The 16,723-nt window shown below is 60.9% G+C and carries 15 protein-coding genes; 13 read left to right on the top strand and 2 right to left on the bottom strand.

Annotation, left to right across the window (positions count from 1 at the left end; all coding sequences use genetic code 11):
- Positions 1–67 precede the first annotated feature (67 nt).
- The 13 genes from HBO12_RS01360 to HBO12_RS01300 all read left to right on the top strand — a co-directional run bounded on the left by HBO12_RS01360 (position 68) and on the right by HBO12_RS01300 (position 14,944).
- The gene (locus HBO12_RS01360; RefSeq protein ID WP_170041210.1) at positions 68–2,092 is read left to right on the top strand and encodes a TonB-dependent receptor; all 2,025 of its coding nucleotides are present in this window, start codon (positions 68–70) and stop codon (positions 2,090–2,092) included.
- Between the two features lie 9 nt (positions 2,093–2,101).
- Positions 2,102–3,367, top strand: a complete 1,266-nt coding sequence (locus HBO12_RS01355) for an MFS transporter (protein WP_170041209.1) — start codon at positions 2,102–2,104, stop codon at positions 3,365–3,367.
- 18 nt (positions 3,368–3,385) lie between these two features.
- Positions 3,386–4,486, top strand: coding sequence for an acyl-CoA dehydrogenase family protein (locus HBO12_RS01350; protein WP_170041208.1), 1,101 nt, complete (start codon positions 3,386–3,388; stop codon positions 4,484–4,486).
- Between the two features lie 43 nt (positions 4,487–4,529).
- Complete coding sequence (locus HBO12_RS01345) at positions 4,530–5,018, top strand: PhzA/PhzB family protein (RefSeq protein WP_170041207.1); 489 nt, start codon at positions 4,530–4,532, stop codon at positions 5,016–5,018.
- 23 nt (positions 5,019–5,041) lie between these two features.
- A complete protein-coding gene (locus HBO12_RS01340) occupies positions 5,042–5,530 on the top strand; it encodes a PhzA/PhzB family protein (RefSeq protein WP_170041206.1) in 489 nt (162 codons plus the stop codon).
- Between the two features lie 23 nt (positions 5,531–5,553).
- Positions 5,554–6,771, top strand: a complete 1,218-nt coding sequence (locus HBO12_RS01335) for a 3-deoxy-7-phosphoheptulonate synthase (protein WP_169952920.1) — start codon at positions 5,554–5,556, stop codon at positions 6,769–6,771.
- Positions 6,768–7,391, top strand: coding sequence for an isochorismatase family protein (locus HBO12_RS01330; RefSeq protein ID WP_170041205.1), 624 nt, complete (start codon positions 6,768–6,770; stop codon positions 7,389–7,391). The genes HBO12_RS01335 and HBO12_RS01330 overlap by 4 nt, the downstream gene beginning before the upstream one ends.
- Positions 7,388–9,301 carry an anthranilate synthase family protein gene (locus tag HBO12_RS01325; RefSeq protein ID WP_170041204.1) on the top strand — a complete coding sequence of 638 codons (1,914 nt, stop codon included), beginning with the start codon at positions 7,388–7,390 and terminating at the stop codon, positions 9,299–9,301. Before HBO12_RS01330 ends, HBO12_RS01325 begins: the two co-directional genes overlap by 4 nt.
- Before the next feature lie 2 nt (positions 9,302–9,303).
- A complete protein-coding gene (locus HBO12_RS01320) occupies positions 9,304–10,140 on the top strand; it encodes a PhzF family phenazine biosynthesis protein (RefSeq protein ID WP_169952913.1) in 837 nt (278 codons plus the stop codon).
- 38 nt (positions 10,141–10,178) lie between these two features.
- A complete protein-coding gene (gene phzG / locus HBO12_RS01315) occupies positions 10,179–10,805 on the top strand; it encodes a phenazine biosynthesis FMN-dependent oxidase PhzG (RefSeq protein WP_275941748.1) in 627 nt (208 codons plus the stop codon).
- Between the two features lie 280 nt (positions 10,806–11,085).
- Positions 11,086–12,561, top strand: coding sequence for a 4-hydroxyphenylacetate 3-hydroxylase N-terminal domain-containing protein (locus HBO12_RS01310; protein ID WP_170041203.1), 1,476 nt, complete (start codon positions 11,086–11,088; stop codon positions 12,559–12,561).
- 146 nt (positions 12,562–12,707) lie between these two features.
- Positions 12,708–13,748 carry an MDR family NADP-dependent oxidoreductase gene (locus tag HBO12_RS01305; protein ID WP_169952907.1) on the top strand — a complete coding sequence of 347 codons (1,041 nt, stop codon included), beginning with the start codon at positions 12,708–12,710 and terminating at the stop codon, positions 13,746–13,748.
- Positions 13,748–14,944: an MFS transporter gene (locus tag HBO12_RS01300; protein WP_169952905.1), complete on the top strand. Its 1,197-nt coding sequence runs from the start codon at positions 13,748–13,750 to the stop codon at positions 14,942–14,944. The genes HBO12_RS01305 and HBO12_RS01300 overlap by 1 nt, the downstream gene beginning before the upstream one ends.
- Before the next feature lie 188 nt (positions 14,945–15,132).
- On the opposite strand, the gene HBO12_RS01295 is transcribed toward HBO12_RS01300, so the two are convergent.
- Together HBO12_RS01295 and tssE are read right to left on the bottom strand one after the other, a co-directional pair.
- Positions 15,133–16,257, bottom strand: coding sequence for an OmpA family protein (locus HBO12_RS01295; RefSeq protein WP_170041202.1), 1,125 nt, complete (start codon positions 16,255–16,257; stop codon positions 15,133–15,135).
- 23 nt (positions 16,258–16,280) lie between these two features.
- Positions 16,281–16,721: a type VI secretion system baseplate subunit TssE gene (tssE, locus tag HBO12_RS01290; RefSeq protein ID WP_170041201.1), complete on the bottom strand. Its 441-nt coding sequence runs from the start codon at positions 16,719–16,721 to the stop codon at positions 16,281–16,283.
- Between the last annotated feature and the right edge of the window lie 2 nt (positions 16,722–16,723).

Below are 16,723 nucleotides of genomic sequence, written 5' to 3'. Positions count from 1 at the left end.
TTTATTCGCATTGGCATCCTATAGTGGCCCGACCTTAATTAGCGCCTATTTCGGGCCTGGCTACCACATGAATTATGCCCCTGACTCGGTGCTGCGCACCGTTTTCATTGCGTTGTCTGCCCTTGCCTGCCCGGCAGCTGTTTATGCACAAACCGCGTCGGACTCTGCCGAAAATGCAACCAGCATCGCCCTCCCCTCCGTGGTGGTGACGGCCGACAAGATTGAGCGGCCGCTGGAAATGGTACCCGCCAGTGTCGCGGTGATTGATGGCCAGGATCTTGAGCAATCGGGCATCACGACTATGGAGCAACTGGAGGGTCGCATTGGCGGGTTGTCCTTCCAGCCCTTTGGCCAGGCCGGTATGAAAGCACCGGTGATGCGCGGCGTGACGGCCGGTATCCACTCCTATTCTTCCTCGGTACTGCTCCTGGTCGATGACGTTCCCACATTGATGGCACAGGGCTTCGAGAACAGCCTCCTAGATGTGGATCGTGTCGAAGTACTGCGTGGACCGCAGTCCACCTTGTACGGGCGCAATGCAGAGACCGGCGTGGTCGCCATCCACAGCCAGCAGATGGAAGATACCCCACGGGCCACGGTAACGACCGAGCTGGGCAGCCGGGACAAGCGGGACGTGCGCTTCGCCTTGAGTGGCCCGCTGGTTGCCAACACCTTGTATGGCAGCGTTTCCGGCTCGATCGCACGGCAGTCCGGGTTCATTCATAACACCTATACGGGCGGGGATGAGGACCATACCCACCACAAATACCTGAACCTGGGACTGCGCTGGACCCCAACCGACGCCGATGAAGTGGTCACCCGTTACACCCGTCAGGATTACAACGATGGTGCGGCGCTCTGGGGCAATGCCGGCCAGCCCAGCGACCGCGTTGCATCCACCACGCCCAGCTGGAACCGCTCCCTGGGCCAGACCTTCTCGATCAATGCCTCGCACCTGTTCGATACGGGCCTGCGCCTGCGCTCCATCACTGCCTACAACGACTACCAGGACAAGGTCCTGCAAGACTCCGACTTCATGCCGGTAGAACGCCTGTACATCGGGCGCGACAACCATATGCGCACCCTGTCGCAGGAGTTACGGGTGGAGGGGCAACTGGGGCGGGCCGACTGGTTAGTAGGCCTATACGGTGATCACGGTAACAACGACTTGCGCAACTTTGCCCTGCGCAGCCCCGTCTTCTCTGATTATGGCGGCCGCTTGAAGACAGATTCGGTGGCCCTGTTCACCCACTGGAATGTGCCGTTCAACGATGACTGGAGCGTTTCGGCGGGCGCGCGCATCGAGCGCATGTCGGCAGGCATCACCCCCACCGGTGGTGGACACAGCAGCCAGGACTGGACCTATGTCTCGCCGAAGCTGAGCCTGCAGTACCAGATCAATGCCTCCAACCAGTGGTACATCAGTGCCAGCCGAGGGGTACGCGCCGGCGGCTATAACATCTTTGTTTCCAGGCTCAACTACCCCTCTTATTCGCCGGAAGATATCTGGTCCTACGAGACCGGCCTCAAAGGCTGGGCGCTGGACAAACAGCTGCGTTACTCCCTCGCGGCCTACGTGATGAAAATCGACAACATGCAAGTGCAAATGCAGCCGGCGGTGGGCGTGATCTACACCGCCAGCGCCGCCAAGGCGACGTCCAAGGGCGTAGAGCTGGACCTGGACTATCTGCTCGGTGCCGGCTGGCAAGTGACCACAGGCCTGGCCTTCAACCACACCACTTACGACAGTTTTCAGGACGGTGCGACCAACTACGCGGGCAACTACAACACCTTTGCCCCCCGACTCAATGGCCATGTAGACCTGCGCTACACCGCGCCACAGAGATGGTATGCCCAAGGCAGCGTGGTGGGCACCAGCAAGATCTACCTGGATGCCGGCAACCGTTACGAACGCAATGGCTACGGCCTGCTGAATCTGGTGGTGGGCTATCCCTTCGGCCAGTGGGAAGTGGCGGCTTATGCCAACAACACGCTCAATAAGAAGTACGACGCCGAAGGTTACAACGCCGGCTACTACACCATCTACAGCCCGCCACGTGAAGTCGGCGCGCGACTGACCTGGCGCATGTGAGGCGTGGTGATGAACACAACTTTCTGGTGGCCACGACAGCTGCTGATCGGCTGGATCAACCTCGCCCTGACGGCACCGTTGATTTATCTGTTCATCGGCCTGCCGTTGGTGATGCGCGAACACGGCTGGAGCGCTACACAAATTGGCCTGATGCAGATGACGGGGTTGCCGGCGCTGGGCAAGTTCCTGCTGGCGACACCCATCGACCGCTGGCAGGTAGGCCGGAACAATTATCGCAATTGGGGAATGCTGCTGGGCGTGGGTTACATCGCCACCCTGCTGTTGCTGGGCCTCCATGATTTGGCTGAGACACCATTTGCCCTGTTGTTCGTGCTAGCCATGGCGGTCAGCCTCTTCGGTACCTGGGTCGATTTGCCCATCAACGCGCTGGCCATCCGGATGCTGCCGCAAACCCAGCGCATGCAGGCCGGTGCGATTCGTTCAACAGCCACCTCGCTGGCGGCAATCGTCGGCGGTGGCCTGATGCTGATCCTGCACAGCCGTACAGGTTGGGCCGCGCCCTTGTACGTTTTGTCTCTCGGGGTGCTTTCGGCAGTGCTGCTGCTCCCGCTGCTGCGAACACCGACCACACTTGCCTGCCCTGTTCCCGAAGAGCGCGACGCCTTTATATCCAGGCCCAGCATGGGGCAATGGCTGGCGTGGTTTACACAACCCGGGCACCGCACCTGGACCGTATTGCTGATCTTGTATTTCCCGTTGATCGGCACCGTCTGGGTGTTCCTCAAGCCGTTGATGTTCGACCAGGGTTTCAGCCCTGAACGCATTGCACAGATTGTCGGCGTGGGTGGCGGGGTGGTCGCCGCTTTCTCCAGCCTGGCCGGGAGCTATGTATCGCGAAAGTGGGGAGTGCGCGTTGCGTTGCCCTTGTTTGCGGCCGGCAACCTGCTGACGCTGGGCACGCTGGCCGCCAGCACGCTGCTTTGCTGGGGGCCTGACGCAATGGCCGTCGCGGCGTTGCTGGTGGCCCTGATGATGGGCGCCAGCGGCGGCCTGGTGTTCGGTTTGATGATGTACCACGTACGGCCCGGGCTGTCGGCGCTGGACTACGGCATCCAGTCGAGTCTGTTCGTAGCAGGTCGCACGCTGCTGCCGATTCTCGCCGGCGTGTTGCTGGACCACACCGGTTACAGCGGCCTGTTCGGCTGCCTGCTGGCCGCCCTTGGCCTGATGCTGGCCTACCTGCTCGGCTGGAGCCTGCGCGCCCCGCGCAAACCCGCCAGCCAAACACCCTCACCCACACAGTCGGTTGAATAATTTCAAGGAGATGACCCGATGCAAGAGCTGAAAGCGCCGAGCACCCTCGCTCAACTGATACCCTTTGAGCGCGTCCGTGAAGTTGCCGCCCGCCACGCGTTGAACGCCGACCAGCAAGGTGTGCTGGCCGCCGAAGTGGTGGAGGCGCTGACCTGCGCCGGTTTTTCCCGCTACTTCGTGCCAAGGGAACAGGGCGGGCACCCCGGCACCTTCGTCGAACTGTCACAGCGCATCGTGGCTGTGGCCAAGGCATGCCCTTCTGCTGCCTGGTGCGCCATCATCCAGGCGGTCGTGGGGCGCATGGCAGCCTACCTTCCAGTGGCTGCACAACAGCAAATCTGGGGAGACAGCCAGGACGTACGCATTTGTGCCTCGTTCCGCTCCACCGGCAAGGTCGAGGCCGTCGCCCAGGGCTGGCGCTTGACGGGGACATGGCACTACCTCTCGGGCGTTGATTTCGCTGATTGGGCTTTGCTGTGCATTGAGGTCGATGACGGGGAGCAACGCTTCGCCGCCATTCCCGCCGGTACCTGGCAAGTCCTCGACAATTGGCAAACCCTGGGCATGCGGGGCACAGGCAGTCACTCGATCATCCTGGACGCAGTGGTTGTACCGACGCATATGACCTTTGCCAGAACCGACTTGATGAAAGGTGGTTCCCGCCACGCCCAGGGCCCGCAGTACCAGGCCTCACCGATTGCCGCCGATGCCCAGCTGTTTTTGGCCTGTGGCCTGGGGGCCGGCTGGCAGTGCCTTGAGCAATGGCGTGACAGCCTCCCCAGCGAGGCAGTGGGTGAAGTGGCCATGGCCTATGCCAGCGCGGAAGCTGCACTGGAGACCTGCGGCCTGTTGCTGCACAACAGTTGCCAGGCGATTGACCAGGGTGAGTTATCACCACTGCAAATCGGACGTTGCGCCCGTGATGCGAGCTTCGCTGCACAACTGCTTCTGGACGCCGTCAACCGCATCTTCCGCCTGAGCGGCGCCCAAGCCCACTTCAGCAGCAATCTGGTGCAGAAAAGCTGGCGTGACGTGCAAACGCTGACGTCGCACATCGCGTTAAGGCCTGACTTCAATTTCATCGGCTATACCCGGCATGCCCTGGCGAACAGGCCGTAGCGCAATGCCCGCCAGGACAGCGGTAGACAGGGAGGCTTAAATCATGCAGGACACCTCACCAATGACAGGCTTCGCAAACCACCTGCAGTTGCGTCGGATCAATCGCGCAACCGTCGAGCGCTACATGCACATGAAGGGCGCCGAACGGCTGCAACGCCACACCTTGTTCAGCGAGGACGGCTGCGGCGGAAACTGGACCACGGCTACCGGAGAGCCCCTGGTTTTCCAGGGCCACGAGAGCCTGGCACGCCTTGCCGTATGGCTCGAGCAATGTTTTCCCGACTGGGAATGGCACAACGTACGGATCTTCGAAACCGACGACCCCAACCACCTCTGGGTGGAGTGCGACGGGCGCGGCAAGGTGCTGATCCCGGGCTATCCGCAAGGCTACTGCGAGAACCACTACCTGCACTCATTCGAACTCGATAACGGCAGGATCAAGCGCAACCGCGAGTTCATGAACCCTGTGCCCAAGCTGCACGCACTAGGCATAGCCATGCCGCAAATAAAGCGCGACGGCATTCCCGTCTAAATACCATCAAAGGAGTATTGATGATGCCAGACACAACTAACCAAGCCGACTTCAGTGGCGCCTCCGATCTTCGCGAGAAGAATCGCATCACCGTTGCAACCTACATGAATACCAAGGGCCAGGATCGCCTGCGTCGACATGAGTTGTTCGTCGAAGATGGCAGTGGCGGTCTATGGACGACGGATACCGGCGCACCGATCGTGATCAGCGGTAAACAGAAACTCGCGGAACATGCGGTCTGGTCGCTCAAGTGTTTTCCGGACTGGGAATGGTACGACATCAAGATCTTCGGTACCGACGACCCCAATCACTTCTGGGTCGAGTGCAAAGGCCACGGCAAGATCCTCTTCCCCGGTTACCCGGACGGCTATTACGAAAACCACTTCCTGCATTCCTTCGAGCTGGATGACGGCAAGATCAAGCGCAATCGCGAGTTCATGAACGTCTTCCAGCAACTGCGCGCACTAAGTATTACGGTGCCGCAAATCAAACGCGAAGGTATTCCCACCTGATAGCCAGCCAAGCAGGGTCAATAATGGACGATTTATTGCAACGCGTGCAGCGCTGCGAGGTGCTGCAGCAACCCGACTGGGACGATCCGTCGTGCCTGCGCAAGGTTCAGGAGTGCCTGCGGGCCAGCCCGGCGTTGATCCGGGTTGGCGATACCCTGGCACTGCGTGCACAGCTTGCCCGTGTCGCCACGGGCGAGGCGCTGGTGATGCAGTGCGGCGACTGCGCCGAAGACATCGACGACCACCAGGTACACAGCGTGACACGCAAGACCGCACTGCTTGAGACGCTCGCCGGGGCGCTGCAAAAGGCCGGGGGCCGCCCGGTAATCCGGGTCGGGCGGATTGCCGGGCAATATGCCAAGCCTCGATCCAAGCCCCATGAACAGGTCGGCGAACAGCTGCTGCCGGTGTATCGCGGCGATATGGTCAACGGTCATGCGGCGAATGCCAGACAGCGTCAGGCCAACCCACAGCGGATCCTCAAGGGCTATGCATCGGCGCGCAACATCATGCGTCACCTGGGCTGGGACGCCCCGCGCGATCTTGATAAAGGCGCCCCGCCGGTGTGGACCAGTCACGAGATGCTGTTGCTCGACTACGAGCTGTCGATGTTGCGCAAGGATCACCAGCACCGGGCCTACCTGGGGTCGACCCATTGGCCTTGGATTGGCGAGCGCACCCGACAGTTGAACGGCGCGCATGTGGCGCTGCTCAGCCAGGTGCTCAACCCGGTGGCCTGCAAAGTCGGCCCGCAGATGGGTCGCGAGCAGTTGCTGGGGCTTTGCGAACGGCTCGACCCGCAACGCGAGCCAGGACGGTTGACGTTGATTGCGCGAATGGGCGCACAGGCCGTCGGCGAACGCCTACCGTCGCTGGTAGAAACGGTACGTGCAGCCGGCCATCCGGTGATCTGGTTGAGCGATCCGATGCATGGCAACACTATCGTCGCCCCTTGCGGCAACAAGACCCGCATGGTGCAAACCATTAGCGAGGAAATCTGCACCTTCAAGCATGCCGTGACTTCAGCCGGTGGCGTGGCCGCCGGCCTTCACCTGGAAACCACCCCCGACAACGTCAGCGAATGCGCGACAGACGCGGCAGGTTTGCTCCAGGTCAGCCGCCACTACACCAGTCTCTGCGACCCACGCCTCAATCCCCAGCAGGCACTCGCCGCAGTGATGGCCTGGAACGGCTGGCAAGCAGCCCCCACTGCAAACTTCCCACTGGAGACTGTCGCATGACCGGCATTCCAAACATCGTCCCGTATGCCCTACCCACCTCCCGCGACCTGCCTGTCAACCTCGCACAATGGCGTATCGACCCCGAGCGCGCCGTACTGTTGGTGCATGACATGCAACGCTACTTCCTACGGCCCTTGCCCGACGCCCTGCGTGAAGAAGTGGTGGGCAACGCCGCGCGCATTTGCCAGTGGGCGGCTGACAACTGCGTGCCGGTGGCCTACACCGCCCAGCCTGGCAGCATGAGCGAAGCGCAACGCGGGCTGCTCAAGGACTTCTGGGGGCCCGGCATGCAGGCCAGCGCCACTGACCGCGAGGTGGTCGACGCCCTGACGCCCAAGCCTGGCGACTGGCTGCTGACTAAGTGGCGCTACAGTGCGTTCTTCAACTCCGACCTGCTGGAGCGGATGCACGCCAATGAGCGCGATCAGTTGATCCTGTGCGGGGTGTATGCCCATGTCGGGGTGCTGATCTCGACCGTAGATGCCTACTCCAACGATATCCAGCCGTTCCTCGTGGCCGACGCTATTGCCGACTTCAGCAAGGAACACCACTGGATGGCCATCGAATACGCCGCCAGCCGCTGTGCCATGGTCGTCACCACTGACGAGGTGGTGTCATGAGCCAAGCCGCCGCCCGCCTTATGGAGCGCATCCTGCAACCGGCGCCCGAGCCGTTTGCCCTGCTGTACCGGCCGGAGTCCGGCGGCCCGGGACTGCTGGACGTGTTGATAGGCGAGATGTCGCAGCCCACGGTCCTGGCCGATATCGACTTGCCCGCCACCTCGATCGGCGCGCCTCGCCTGGATGTATTGACGCTGATTCCCTACCACCAGATTGCCGAGCGTGGCTTTGACGCCGTGGACGATCAGTCGCCATTGCTGGCGATGAAAATCACCGAACAGCAGCCCATCGGCATCGAACAGCTACTGGGGCTGCTGCCCGACGTGCCCATCCAGTTGAACAACGAGCGCTTCGACCTCAGCGACGCAAGCTACGCCGAGATCGTCAGCCAGGTGATCACCAACGAAATCGGCTGCGGTGAAGGCGCAAACTTCGTGATCAAGCGCACCTTCCTCGCCGAGATCAGCGAATACGGACCAGCCAGTGCCCTGTCGTTCTTTCGTCATCTGCTAGAGCGGGAGAAAGGTGTCTATTGGACATTTATCATCCACACCGGCAACCGCACCTTCGTCGGTGCATCCCCCGAGCGCCATATCAGCGTCAAGGAGGGGCTTGCGGTGATGAACCCCATCAGCGGTACTTATCGCTATCCGCCCGCCGGTCCCAACCTGGCAGAGGTCATGGAGTTTTTGGCCGACCGCAAGGAAGCCGACGAGCTGTACATGGTGGTCGACGAAGAACTGAAAATGATGGCGCGCATTTGTGACGACGGCGGCCGCGTGCTCGGTCCTTACCTCAAGGAAATGGCCCACCTGGCCCACACCGAATACTTCATCGAAGGCAAGACCCGGCGCGATGTACGCGAAATCCTGCGCGAAACCCTGTTCGCCCCTACCGTCACCGGCAGTCCACTGGAAAGCGCCTGCCGGGTCATTCAACGCTATGAGCCACAAGGCCGGAGGTACTACAGCGGCATGGCTGCGCTGATCGGCAGCGACGGCAAGGGGGGGCGTACTCTGGATTCGGCGATCCTGATTCGCACCGCCGACATCGATGGCAACGGCCAGGTGCAGATCAGCGTGGGCTCGACCATCGTGCGCCACTCTGATCCAGTGACCGAAGCTGCCGAAAGCCGGGCCAAGGCCGCCGGGCTGATTAGCGCATTGAAAAACCAGGCGCCCTCGCGCTTCGGTAGCCACCTGCAGGTGCGGGCGGCTTTGGCCAGCCGCAATGCCTACGTTTCCAACTTCTGGCTGATGGACAGCCAGCAACGGCAACAGACCCATGCCGATTTTAACGGGCGCCAGGTGTTGATCGTCGACGCGGAAGACACCTTCACCTCGATGATCGCCAAGCAACTTCGTGCCCTGGGTCTGGTGGTAACGGTGTGCAGCTTGCGCGACGAATACAGCTTTGATGGTTATGACCTGGTGATCATGGGCCCAGGCCCCGGTAACCCGAGCGATACCCAACTGCCAAAAATCGACCATCTGCACGTGGCCATCCGCTCCTTGCTGCGCCAGCAGCGACCGTTCCTCGCGGTGTGCCTGAGTCATCAGGTGCTGAGTCTGTGCCTGGGCCTGGAGCTGCAACGCAGAGCCATTCCCAACCAGGGCGTGCAAAAACAGATCGACCTGTTTGGCCACGCCGAACGGGTCGGTTTCTATAACACCTTCGCCGCCCAGAGCAGCAGTGACCGCCTAGACATCAACGGCATCGGAACCGTCGAAATCAGCCGCGACAGCGAGACCGGGGAAGTACATGCCCTGCGTGGGCCATCGTTTGCATCCATGCAGTTTCATGCCGAGTCGCTGCTGACCCAGGAAGGCCCACGCATCATCGCCGACCTGCTACGCCATGCCCTCCTCCACACACCTGTCGACAGCAGCGCTTCGGCCGCCGGGAGATAACCATGCACCAATACGTCATCATCGACGCCTTTGCCAGCGTCCCTCTGGAAGGCAATCCGGTCGCGGTGTTCTTTGACGCCGATGACTTGTCGTCCACGCAAATGCAACGTATCGCCCGCGAGATGAACCTGTCGGAAACCACCTTCGTGCTCAAGCCGCGCAACGGTGGCGATGCGTTGATCCGGATTTTTACCCCGGTCAACGAACTGCCGTTTGCCGGCCATCCATTACTGGGTACCGCTATTGCGTTGGGTGCGCAGACCGACAATCACCGGCTGTACCTGGAAACCCGGATGGGCACCATCACTTTTGAACTGGAGCGCCACAACACCAGCGTCATCGCCGCCAGCATGGACCAGCCCATACCGACCTGGACCACCTTGGGACGCGATGCGCAATTGCTCAGCGCCTTGGGGATCAGCGGCTCGACCTTTCCTATCGAGATCTATCACAACGGCCCGCGCCATGTGTTTGTCGGCTTGCCGGATATTGCCGCGCTGTCAGCGCTGCACCCCGACCATCGTGCCCTTGCCAGCTTCCATGACATGGCCATCAACTGCTTTGCCGGCGCAGGGCGGCAGTGGCGCAGCCGGATGTTCTCACCGGCCTATGGCGTGGTCGAGGATGCCGCCACCGGCTCTGCGGCCGGGCCCTTGGCAATTCACCTGGCACGCCACGGCCAGATCGAGTTCGGCCAGCAGATCGAGATTCTGCAGGGCGTGGAAATCGGCCGGCCGTCGCTGATGTTCGCCAGGGCTGAGGGCCGGGCCGATCAACTGACTCGGGTTGAAGTATCGGGCAATGGCGTCACGTTCGGCCGGGGGACCATCGTGCTATGAACCCTTCACTACAAGGCAAGCCCCTGCTGGGCAAAGGTATGTCGGAGTCTCTCACCGGCACGCTGGATGCGCCGTTTCCCGAGTACCAGACGCTGCCCGCCGATCCCATGGTCGTGCTGGCCAACTGGTTGGAGCGTGCACGCCGCGTGGGCATCCGCGAACCTCGGGCGCTGGCTCTGGCCACCGCCGACAGCCAGGGCCGGCCATCGACACGCATCATCGTGATCAGCGAAATCAGTACGCGTGGCCTGGTGTTCGCCACCCATGCCGGCAGCCAGAAAGGGCGCGAACTACTGGAGAATCCCTGGGCCTCGGGGGTGCTGTATTGGCGTGAAACCAGTCAGCAGATCATTTTCAATGGTATCGCCGAGCAGCTTTCGTCGGAGCGCGCCGACGCACAGTGGCAGAGTCGGCCCTATGCAACCCACCCCATGTCGGTGGCCTCGCGCCAGAGTGAAGAACTCATCGATATTGAGTCGTTGCGCGCGCAAGCCCAGCGTCTGGCACTAGTCGGCGGCCCGCTGCCACGCCCACCCGGATATTGCCTGTTCGAGTTGTGCCTTGAGTCAATTGAGTTCTGGGCCAACGGCAGCGGGCGGATGCATGAGCGGCTGCGCTATGACCGCTGCGCCGAAGGCTGGAAACATCGCCGGCTACAGCCGTAGGACAGTGCAATAAACACGCTTTGAAATACCGGGTTGCTGCAACTTCGAACACATTGCACGAACTTCAATATTCATGACACCCGGTCAACAAGACAAGAGTCCGGGTGGGAAACAACGCGTACTCGAAATGCCAAACAGAGAATCCGGATCGCCAAAGTCTGTAACGACATTAATTCCCATCTGAATCTTATAGTGGCGCTAGAACGTTGTCCTTGATCCAGCGCTAGACAGCGGGCCAGAGCCTACGCAAACAACGTTGAACATTACTGAGGTTGCTACCATGCCAGATCTGCAAAACAAGCGTAAATATCTGAAAAGTGCAGAATCCTTCAAAGCTTCACTGCGTGATGACCGCACTGTTATTTATCAAGGCCAAGTTGTTGAAGATGTGACTACACACTTCTCTACGGCTGGCGGCATATCGCAAGTTGCAGAAATCTACGAGGAACAGTTCAGCGGTAAACACGACGACATTCTGACGTACGTACGCCCCGACGGTTACCTGGCCTCTTCTGCCTATATGCCCCCCAGAAACAAAGCAGACTTGGCGTCGCGACGCCGCGCAATCATGTACGTTGCGCAAAAAACCTGGGGCACCCACTGCCGTAGCCTGGACATGATCGCCAGCTTCGCCGTCGGCATGATGGGACACCTGCCGACATTCAGGAAAAAATGCCCCGAGTACGCAGAAAACATCACCGATTACCATGACTACGCCGAGCGCAACAGCCTGTATTTGTCCGAGGCCATTGTTGACCCTCAAGGCTATCGGGCACGGACCCACGGCACCGACCTCAACCTGACGCCGCCCGATCGTGCGGTGATGCGGATCAACAAGCAAAACGCCGAGGGCATCTGGATCAGCGGCGTCAAAGGCGTGGGCACGGTAGCACCGCAATCCAATGAAATATTTGTCGGCAGTTTGCACCCCGCGGCGCCCGACGAGTCATTCTGGGCCTACGTCCCTGCCGATGCGCCGGGGGTGAAAATTTTCTGCCGGGAGATTGTCTCCCAGCCCCACGCCAGCGCCTACGACCACCCGCTCACGTCCAAAGGCGAAGAAGCCGAGGCGATGGTGGTATTCGATAACGTGTTCATTCCACGCTGGCGAATCATGGCGGCAAACGTCCCAGAACTGGCCAACGCCGGTTTCTTCAACCTGTGGACCTCATACAGCCATTGGTACACGCTGGTGCGTCTGGAAACCAAGGCGGACCTGTACGCCGGACTGGCCAAGGTGATCATGGAAGTCCTGGGCCTTGAGGGTATTGCGGTGGTTCGCCAGCGGGTCAGCGAAATAGTGCAGTTTTCAGAAATACTCAAAGGCATGTGCATCGCGTCCATCGAAACGGCCGAGATGTCCGACGGCGACATACTGCTGCCTGGCCCCAACGCACTGGCCGCCGGACGGGTATTTGCCATGGAAAAACTGCCCCGGGTGCTGCATCTGCTCAGAGAGCTGTGCGGACAAGGCCTGATCCTCAGGTTCAACGAGAAAGACTTGGCCGCCGACGCCGCCTTTGGCCAGAAGTTCTCCTGGTTTCTTGACACGCAAAGCGTGGGCGCCAGAGAGAAGAACCTGCTGATGAATCTGGTGTGGGACGTGGCCGCCAGTGAGCACTCCACACGGGCGTTGGTGTTTGAAGAGCAGCACGCACTCAGCGAGCCCCTGCTGCGCGATCGCCTGGTGCTGGACTACGACTACCACCAAAGCACCAGCCTGATACGCCGCATGGTGGGGCTCAACGCCAAATAGACCTAACTGCCGCGCAGGCGCCGCGCAATGAGCCCGGCGCTCGATCAGCGTTGCCCGCCTTGCGGCCTCTGGCATCTCGTAGTTTCCAACCTTCAACGGCTACACCGCCCCAGGAACCTCCAAATGAATACAGCAGGAGCCCGTTCATGACGGAACAAACACTCAAAGCGCGCGAGGTCAAACTACTCGGTTACAACTCACGCGCACTCAAGGCCGAACATTTTGCGGTGGTCGAAACCGCGCTTGCAGCACCCGGCCCCGGGCAAGTACTGGTGCGCAACCGCTGGTTTCGTGTCTCTATCTCTACCCGCTTGATGGCCGAAGCGGGTGCCGAGGAGGTAAAGGGCATTCCCTTTCCACCACTCAAGCCTGGCGACACGCTCGCCGATGGCGCCATTGGCGAGGTGGTACAGGTCGGCGCCGGCGTTGATCTGAGCATCGGCAGCCTGGTCATGCATCCTTTGGGGTGGCGCGATTATGCAATGGTGCCGGTCGCACAATGCACGTACATCGACAGCCCGGTCGTTGACCCCGCCGCGTGGCTCGGGCATGGCTGGACCGCCTTTGCCGCGCTGGTCAAGGGCGTGCAAGTGCGTCCGGGCGATACGGTCTTTGTCACCAGCGGTGCAGGCGCGATTGGCTCAATGGCCGGGCAAATCGCCCGACTGCTGGGTGCTACGCGAGTCATCGGCACGACCAGCAACCAGGAGAAAGCCCGCTGGATGCAGGCGCAGTTGGGTTATGACGCGGTGGTCACACGCGAAGGCGAGCCAATCCGCGAGCAACTGGCCCGCGTTGCTCCAGAGGGTATTGACGTTATCGTCGACATGGTCGGCGGCGAACAACTGGCGGCCGCGCTGGAGATCGCCCGGCACGGTGCACGTTGTGTATTGCTCGGTGCAGTGTCAGCGGAACTGAACCCCCACAGCGCAACCCTGAAGGCACCGGTGGAGCTCGACACCTTCCAGCTGATTCTCAAGGGCGTGACGATACGCGGTTTCAGTGCCGACGAAGAGGCACCAGAAATGTTTGACGCCTGGATCCGGCAACTGGCGCTGTGGCAGCGCGGCAGCGGTATTCGGATTGCCCACACATTGGTCAAAGGCCTGGACCAGGCACCGCTGGCGTTGCAAGAAGCCTGCGCGGGCCACCTCAAGAGCCTGGTCCTGGTGGAGTTGGAACAGTGATGGACACCTCAACCGTTTCACCTCAAGTCAATACCACCGCGGCGCAATCATGGCTGCTGTGGGTGGGTTTTATCCTGGTGTCGCTGAACCTGCGGCTGATCTTCACAACAGTTGGCCCATTGTTGGAGAACCTGCAACTTGGCTTTACCTCCACCTTGCTGGTGACGACCTTACCTCTGGCACTGCTGGGTCTGTTCTCCATGGCCGGCGTAAGGTTGCGACACTGGCTGGGAGAGGAGCGTGCGCTGTTTTTCGCGCTGATCCTGCTAAGCATCGGTTGCAGCGTTCGCGGGCTGGGTGAGTCCGGGCTGATCGTGGGCACCGTAGTGGGCAGTGTGGGTATTGCCGTGATGAACGTGATCATGCCCGTGCTCGCACGAAAACGCTTCGGTCCGCAACGCATGGGTATGGTGATGGGGATCTATGCATTGATGCTTGGAGCCGGTGCGGTACTGGGTGCCAGCGTTTCGCTGCCGCTGTTCCAATGGCTGGGGGCTGATCGCGCCTCGGCGTTCCACGCCCTCGGGCTCTGGGCCGTCCCGGCCTTGCTGGCCTTGTTACTGTGGTTGCCACAGTTGCGGCACGCCGCGCACCATGGGTTGGGCAGCGGTCATAGCGGGCCGAGCGTTAACGTTTATCGCAACCCCACGGCCTGGGCAATCACGCTGTTTTTCGGACTGCAAGTGCTGAACCTGTTCGTGTTTCTGCCGTGGATGCCCACCCTACTCAGGGACCGTGGCACCGATGTGGCTACTGCGGCGCTGATTTTCTCGGTCTCGCAACTGAGCCTGATGGTCGCCAGTTTTTTCACGCCTTTGCTGGCTGCGCGCACCCAGGACCATCGCCCGCACATCACTTCAGTCATCCTGTTGTGCCTGGCCGGAACACTGGGGTTGATGTATGCGCCTTTGCCCAGCGCCATCGTGTGGGCCGGTGTGCTCGGCTTCGGGCAAGGTGCCGGGCTTTCTCTGGGGACGTTCCTGTTCGTTGCCAAGGCCGCCAGCATCGACACCGCCACGCGTATTTCGGCCATGGCGCAAACGGTGGGTTATCTGATTGCCGTCGCGGGGCCCCTGGTAGTCGGGGCACTCTATCAACACAGTGGAGACTGGAACCTGCCGGTGTTGTTGCTGGTGGGGATTTTGCTGATTGAATTGATCGTGGCGCTGCCGGCGGGGCGTAACGTCAAGGTGTGAGCCTTCGGAGCGGGATTTTGCGCAGATCTCGCTCCAACCGGGGGCGCTGCTTGAAGTATTGCCCCTGCGAAGTTGGGCTAACGCTTGGGCAGGGTAATGCGGTTCGGGTGGCCTCGGCCACAGCCAAGAGCCATTGCGCGCTGAAAGGAAAGGAGCTCGCCTTGCAGGTGAACACTTGGGTCGGCACTTTATGATCGACCACTTTCCCCCGCCAATGCGGTCTGCTCACAGGCACCCACCTGCGGTACCAGTTGGATATCCACACGCCGATTAACGGTACGTCCGGCCTCGGTCGCATTGCTGGCGATAGGCTGTTTGGCCGCCAAGCCCTGCACCGCGAAACAACTGTCGGCGATGTCGCCCATCTGCTGCATCCAGTCGCGCACGGCTGAGGCGCGGGCGTGGGACAGGGCCAGGTTTTGTTCCACAGGTCCGGTCGCATCGGTATGCCCTGCGATCACGATCAGCCAGCCCGGTTGGGCTTTGATACCGACCAGGGCATTGATCAGTACTTTGGTCGAGCCTGGCTTCAGGATTGCGCTGCCGGCATCGAACAGCGACAGGCTGTCCAATCGCACGGGTTCGGGCATGAGGGGTGGACGGTCTTGATTTGTCAGCCATGTCTGCCAACCAAGTCCCGCGAGCAAGGCGATAATCAGCATCCCGGCAAACAGCAACAAGGCCAGACGTCGCCTGCGTGGCTCCACGTCAGGGGGAGGCATGATCACCACAGGTTTCACCAATGTCGGTGTCATCACTCTAACGGGATCCAGCACTATTTCGCCCGATGCATAGCGCTGTTCAAGGCGCTGGATAAGGCTGCCCACCTGGTAGCGCAGAGCCTGCAATGTCTGCAGAGGATTCGCCGCCTGAGAAAGTAAACGCGCATGCAAACGTGCCAGCTCGGTGTCCAGTTGAACCAACGCGGACACACTGTGGGCGGTCATCGCCATGCTGCGCATCAGCGGTTGCAACTGATCGAACAACCACCCCAGCAGGTCCGGACGCACCGACGCCATCGGCGGCCACAGGCGTGCCCACTCGCGACTCAGGGCTTCCAGCAACACCACGCCCTGGGTGATGCCCTCCAGCCCATGACGTTGACCGCGTGCCAAGGTGTAAAAACACGCTGTTTGTAGGTCGGCACCATTTTGTTGGAACAACGCCAGGCAGCTTTGCTCCACCTTGGCCCAGTCCACATCCGGGCAAGCAGGATGGCTGAGCTTGGCCAATTCCTCACGCAATACCGTAAATTCACTGAAGCCGCGTGGATCACCGCCGACTCGAATACGCATCTCAAACAACGCCGTCATTGGGTTTCCCTTCCGTTCTAGGTTCAAGGCTTGGTCAGGTAGTGCTGTCGCTTCAAGTGACGCACCAGCACTTTGCCCTCGGGCGCCAGGGTGGTGCCGAAGCTCACGTGCTGCCCATCTTTGAGTTGCGCGTCCAGGGCATACTCCAGATGCCCCGGCAGCGTCTGGGGCTGCAGTTCGATGGAGACCGCTGCCAGACGCGGTTCGTACTTGAGCAGGGTGGCGGTCATGGTGCCGATCAAGCCATGGGCCGTGGCGGGCAATCCCTGCAGGATCAGGCCCATGTCCGGCAGCCCGTAATCGGGCAGATGGCTGAGCGCACCGGCGCGGCTGTTGAGGATCCGCTGCAGGTTGTCCAGCACCGAGAGGGCGTGCTGGTCTTCCTCACTGACCTGATGCAGATCCAACTCACCGTCGAAATTTTGCAGCAGCATTTCGTACAGCGAGGGGTTGTACTCGGTCATGG

Origin of the sequence: Pseudomonas sp. WS 5059 (genome assembly GCF_012985525.1) — a bacterium.
GTDB lineage: Bacteria > Pseudomonadota > Gammaproteobacteria > Pseudomonadales > Pseudomonadaceae > Aquipseudomonas.
Note: the sequence above shows the minus strand (reverse complement) of the source record. Positions and strands in the feature narration are given on the sequence as shown.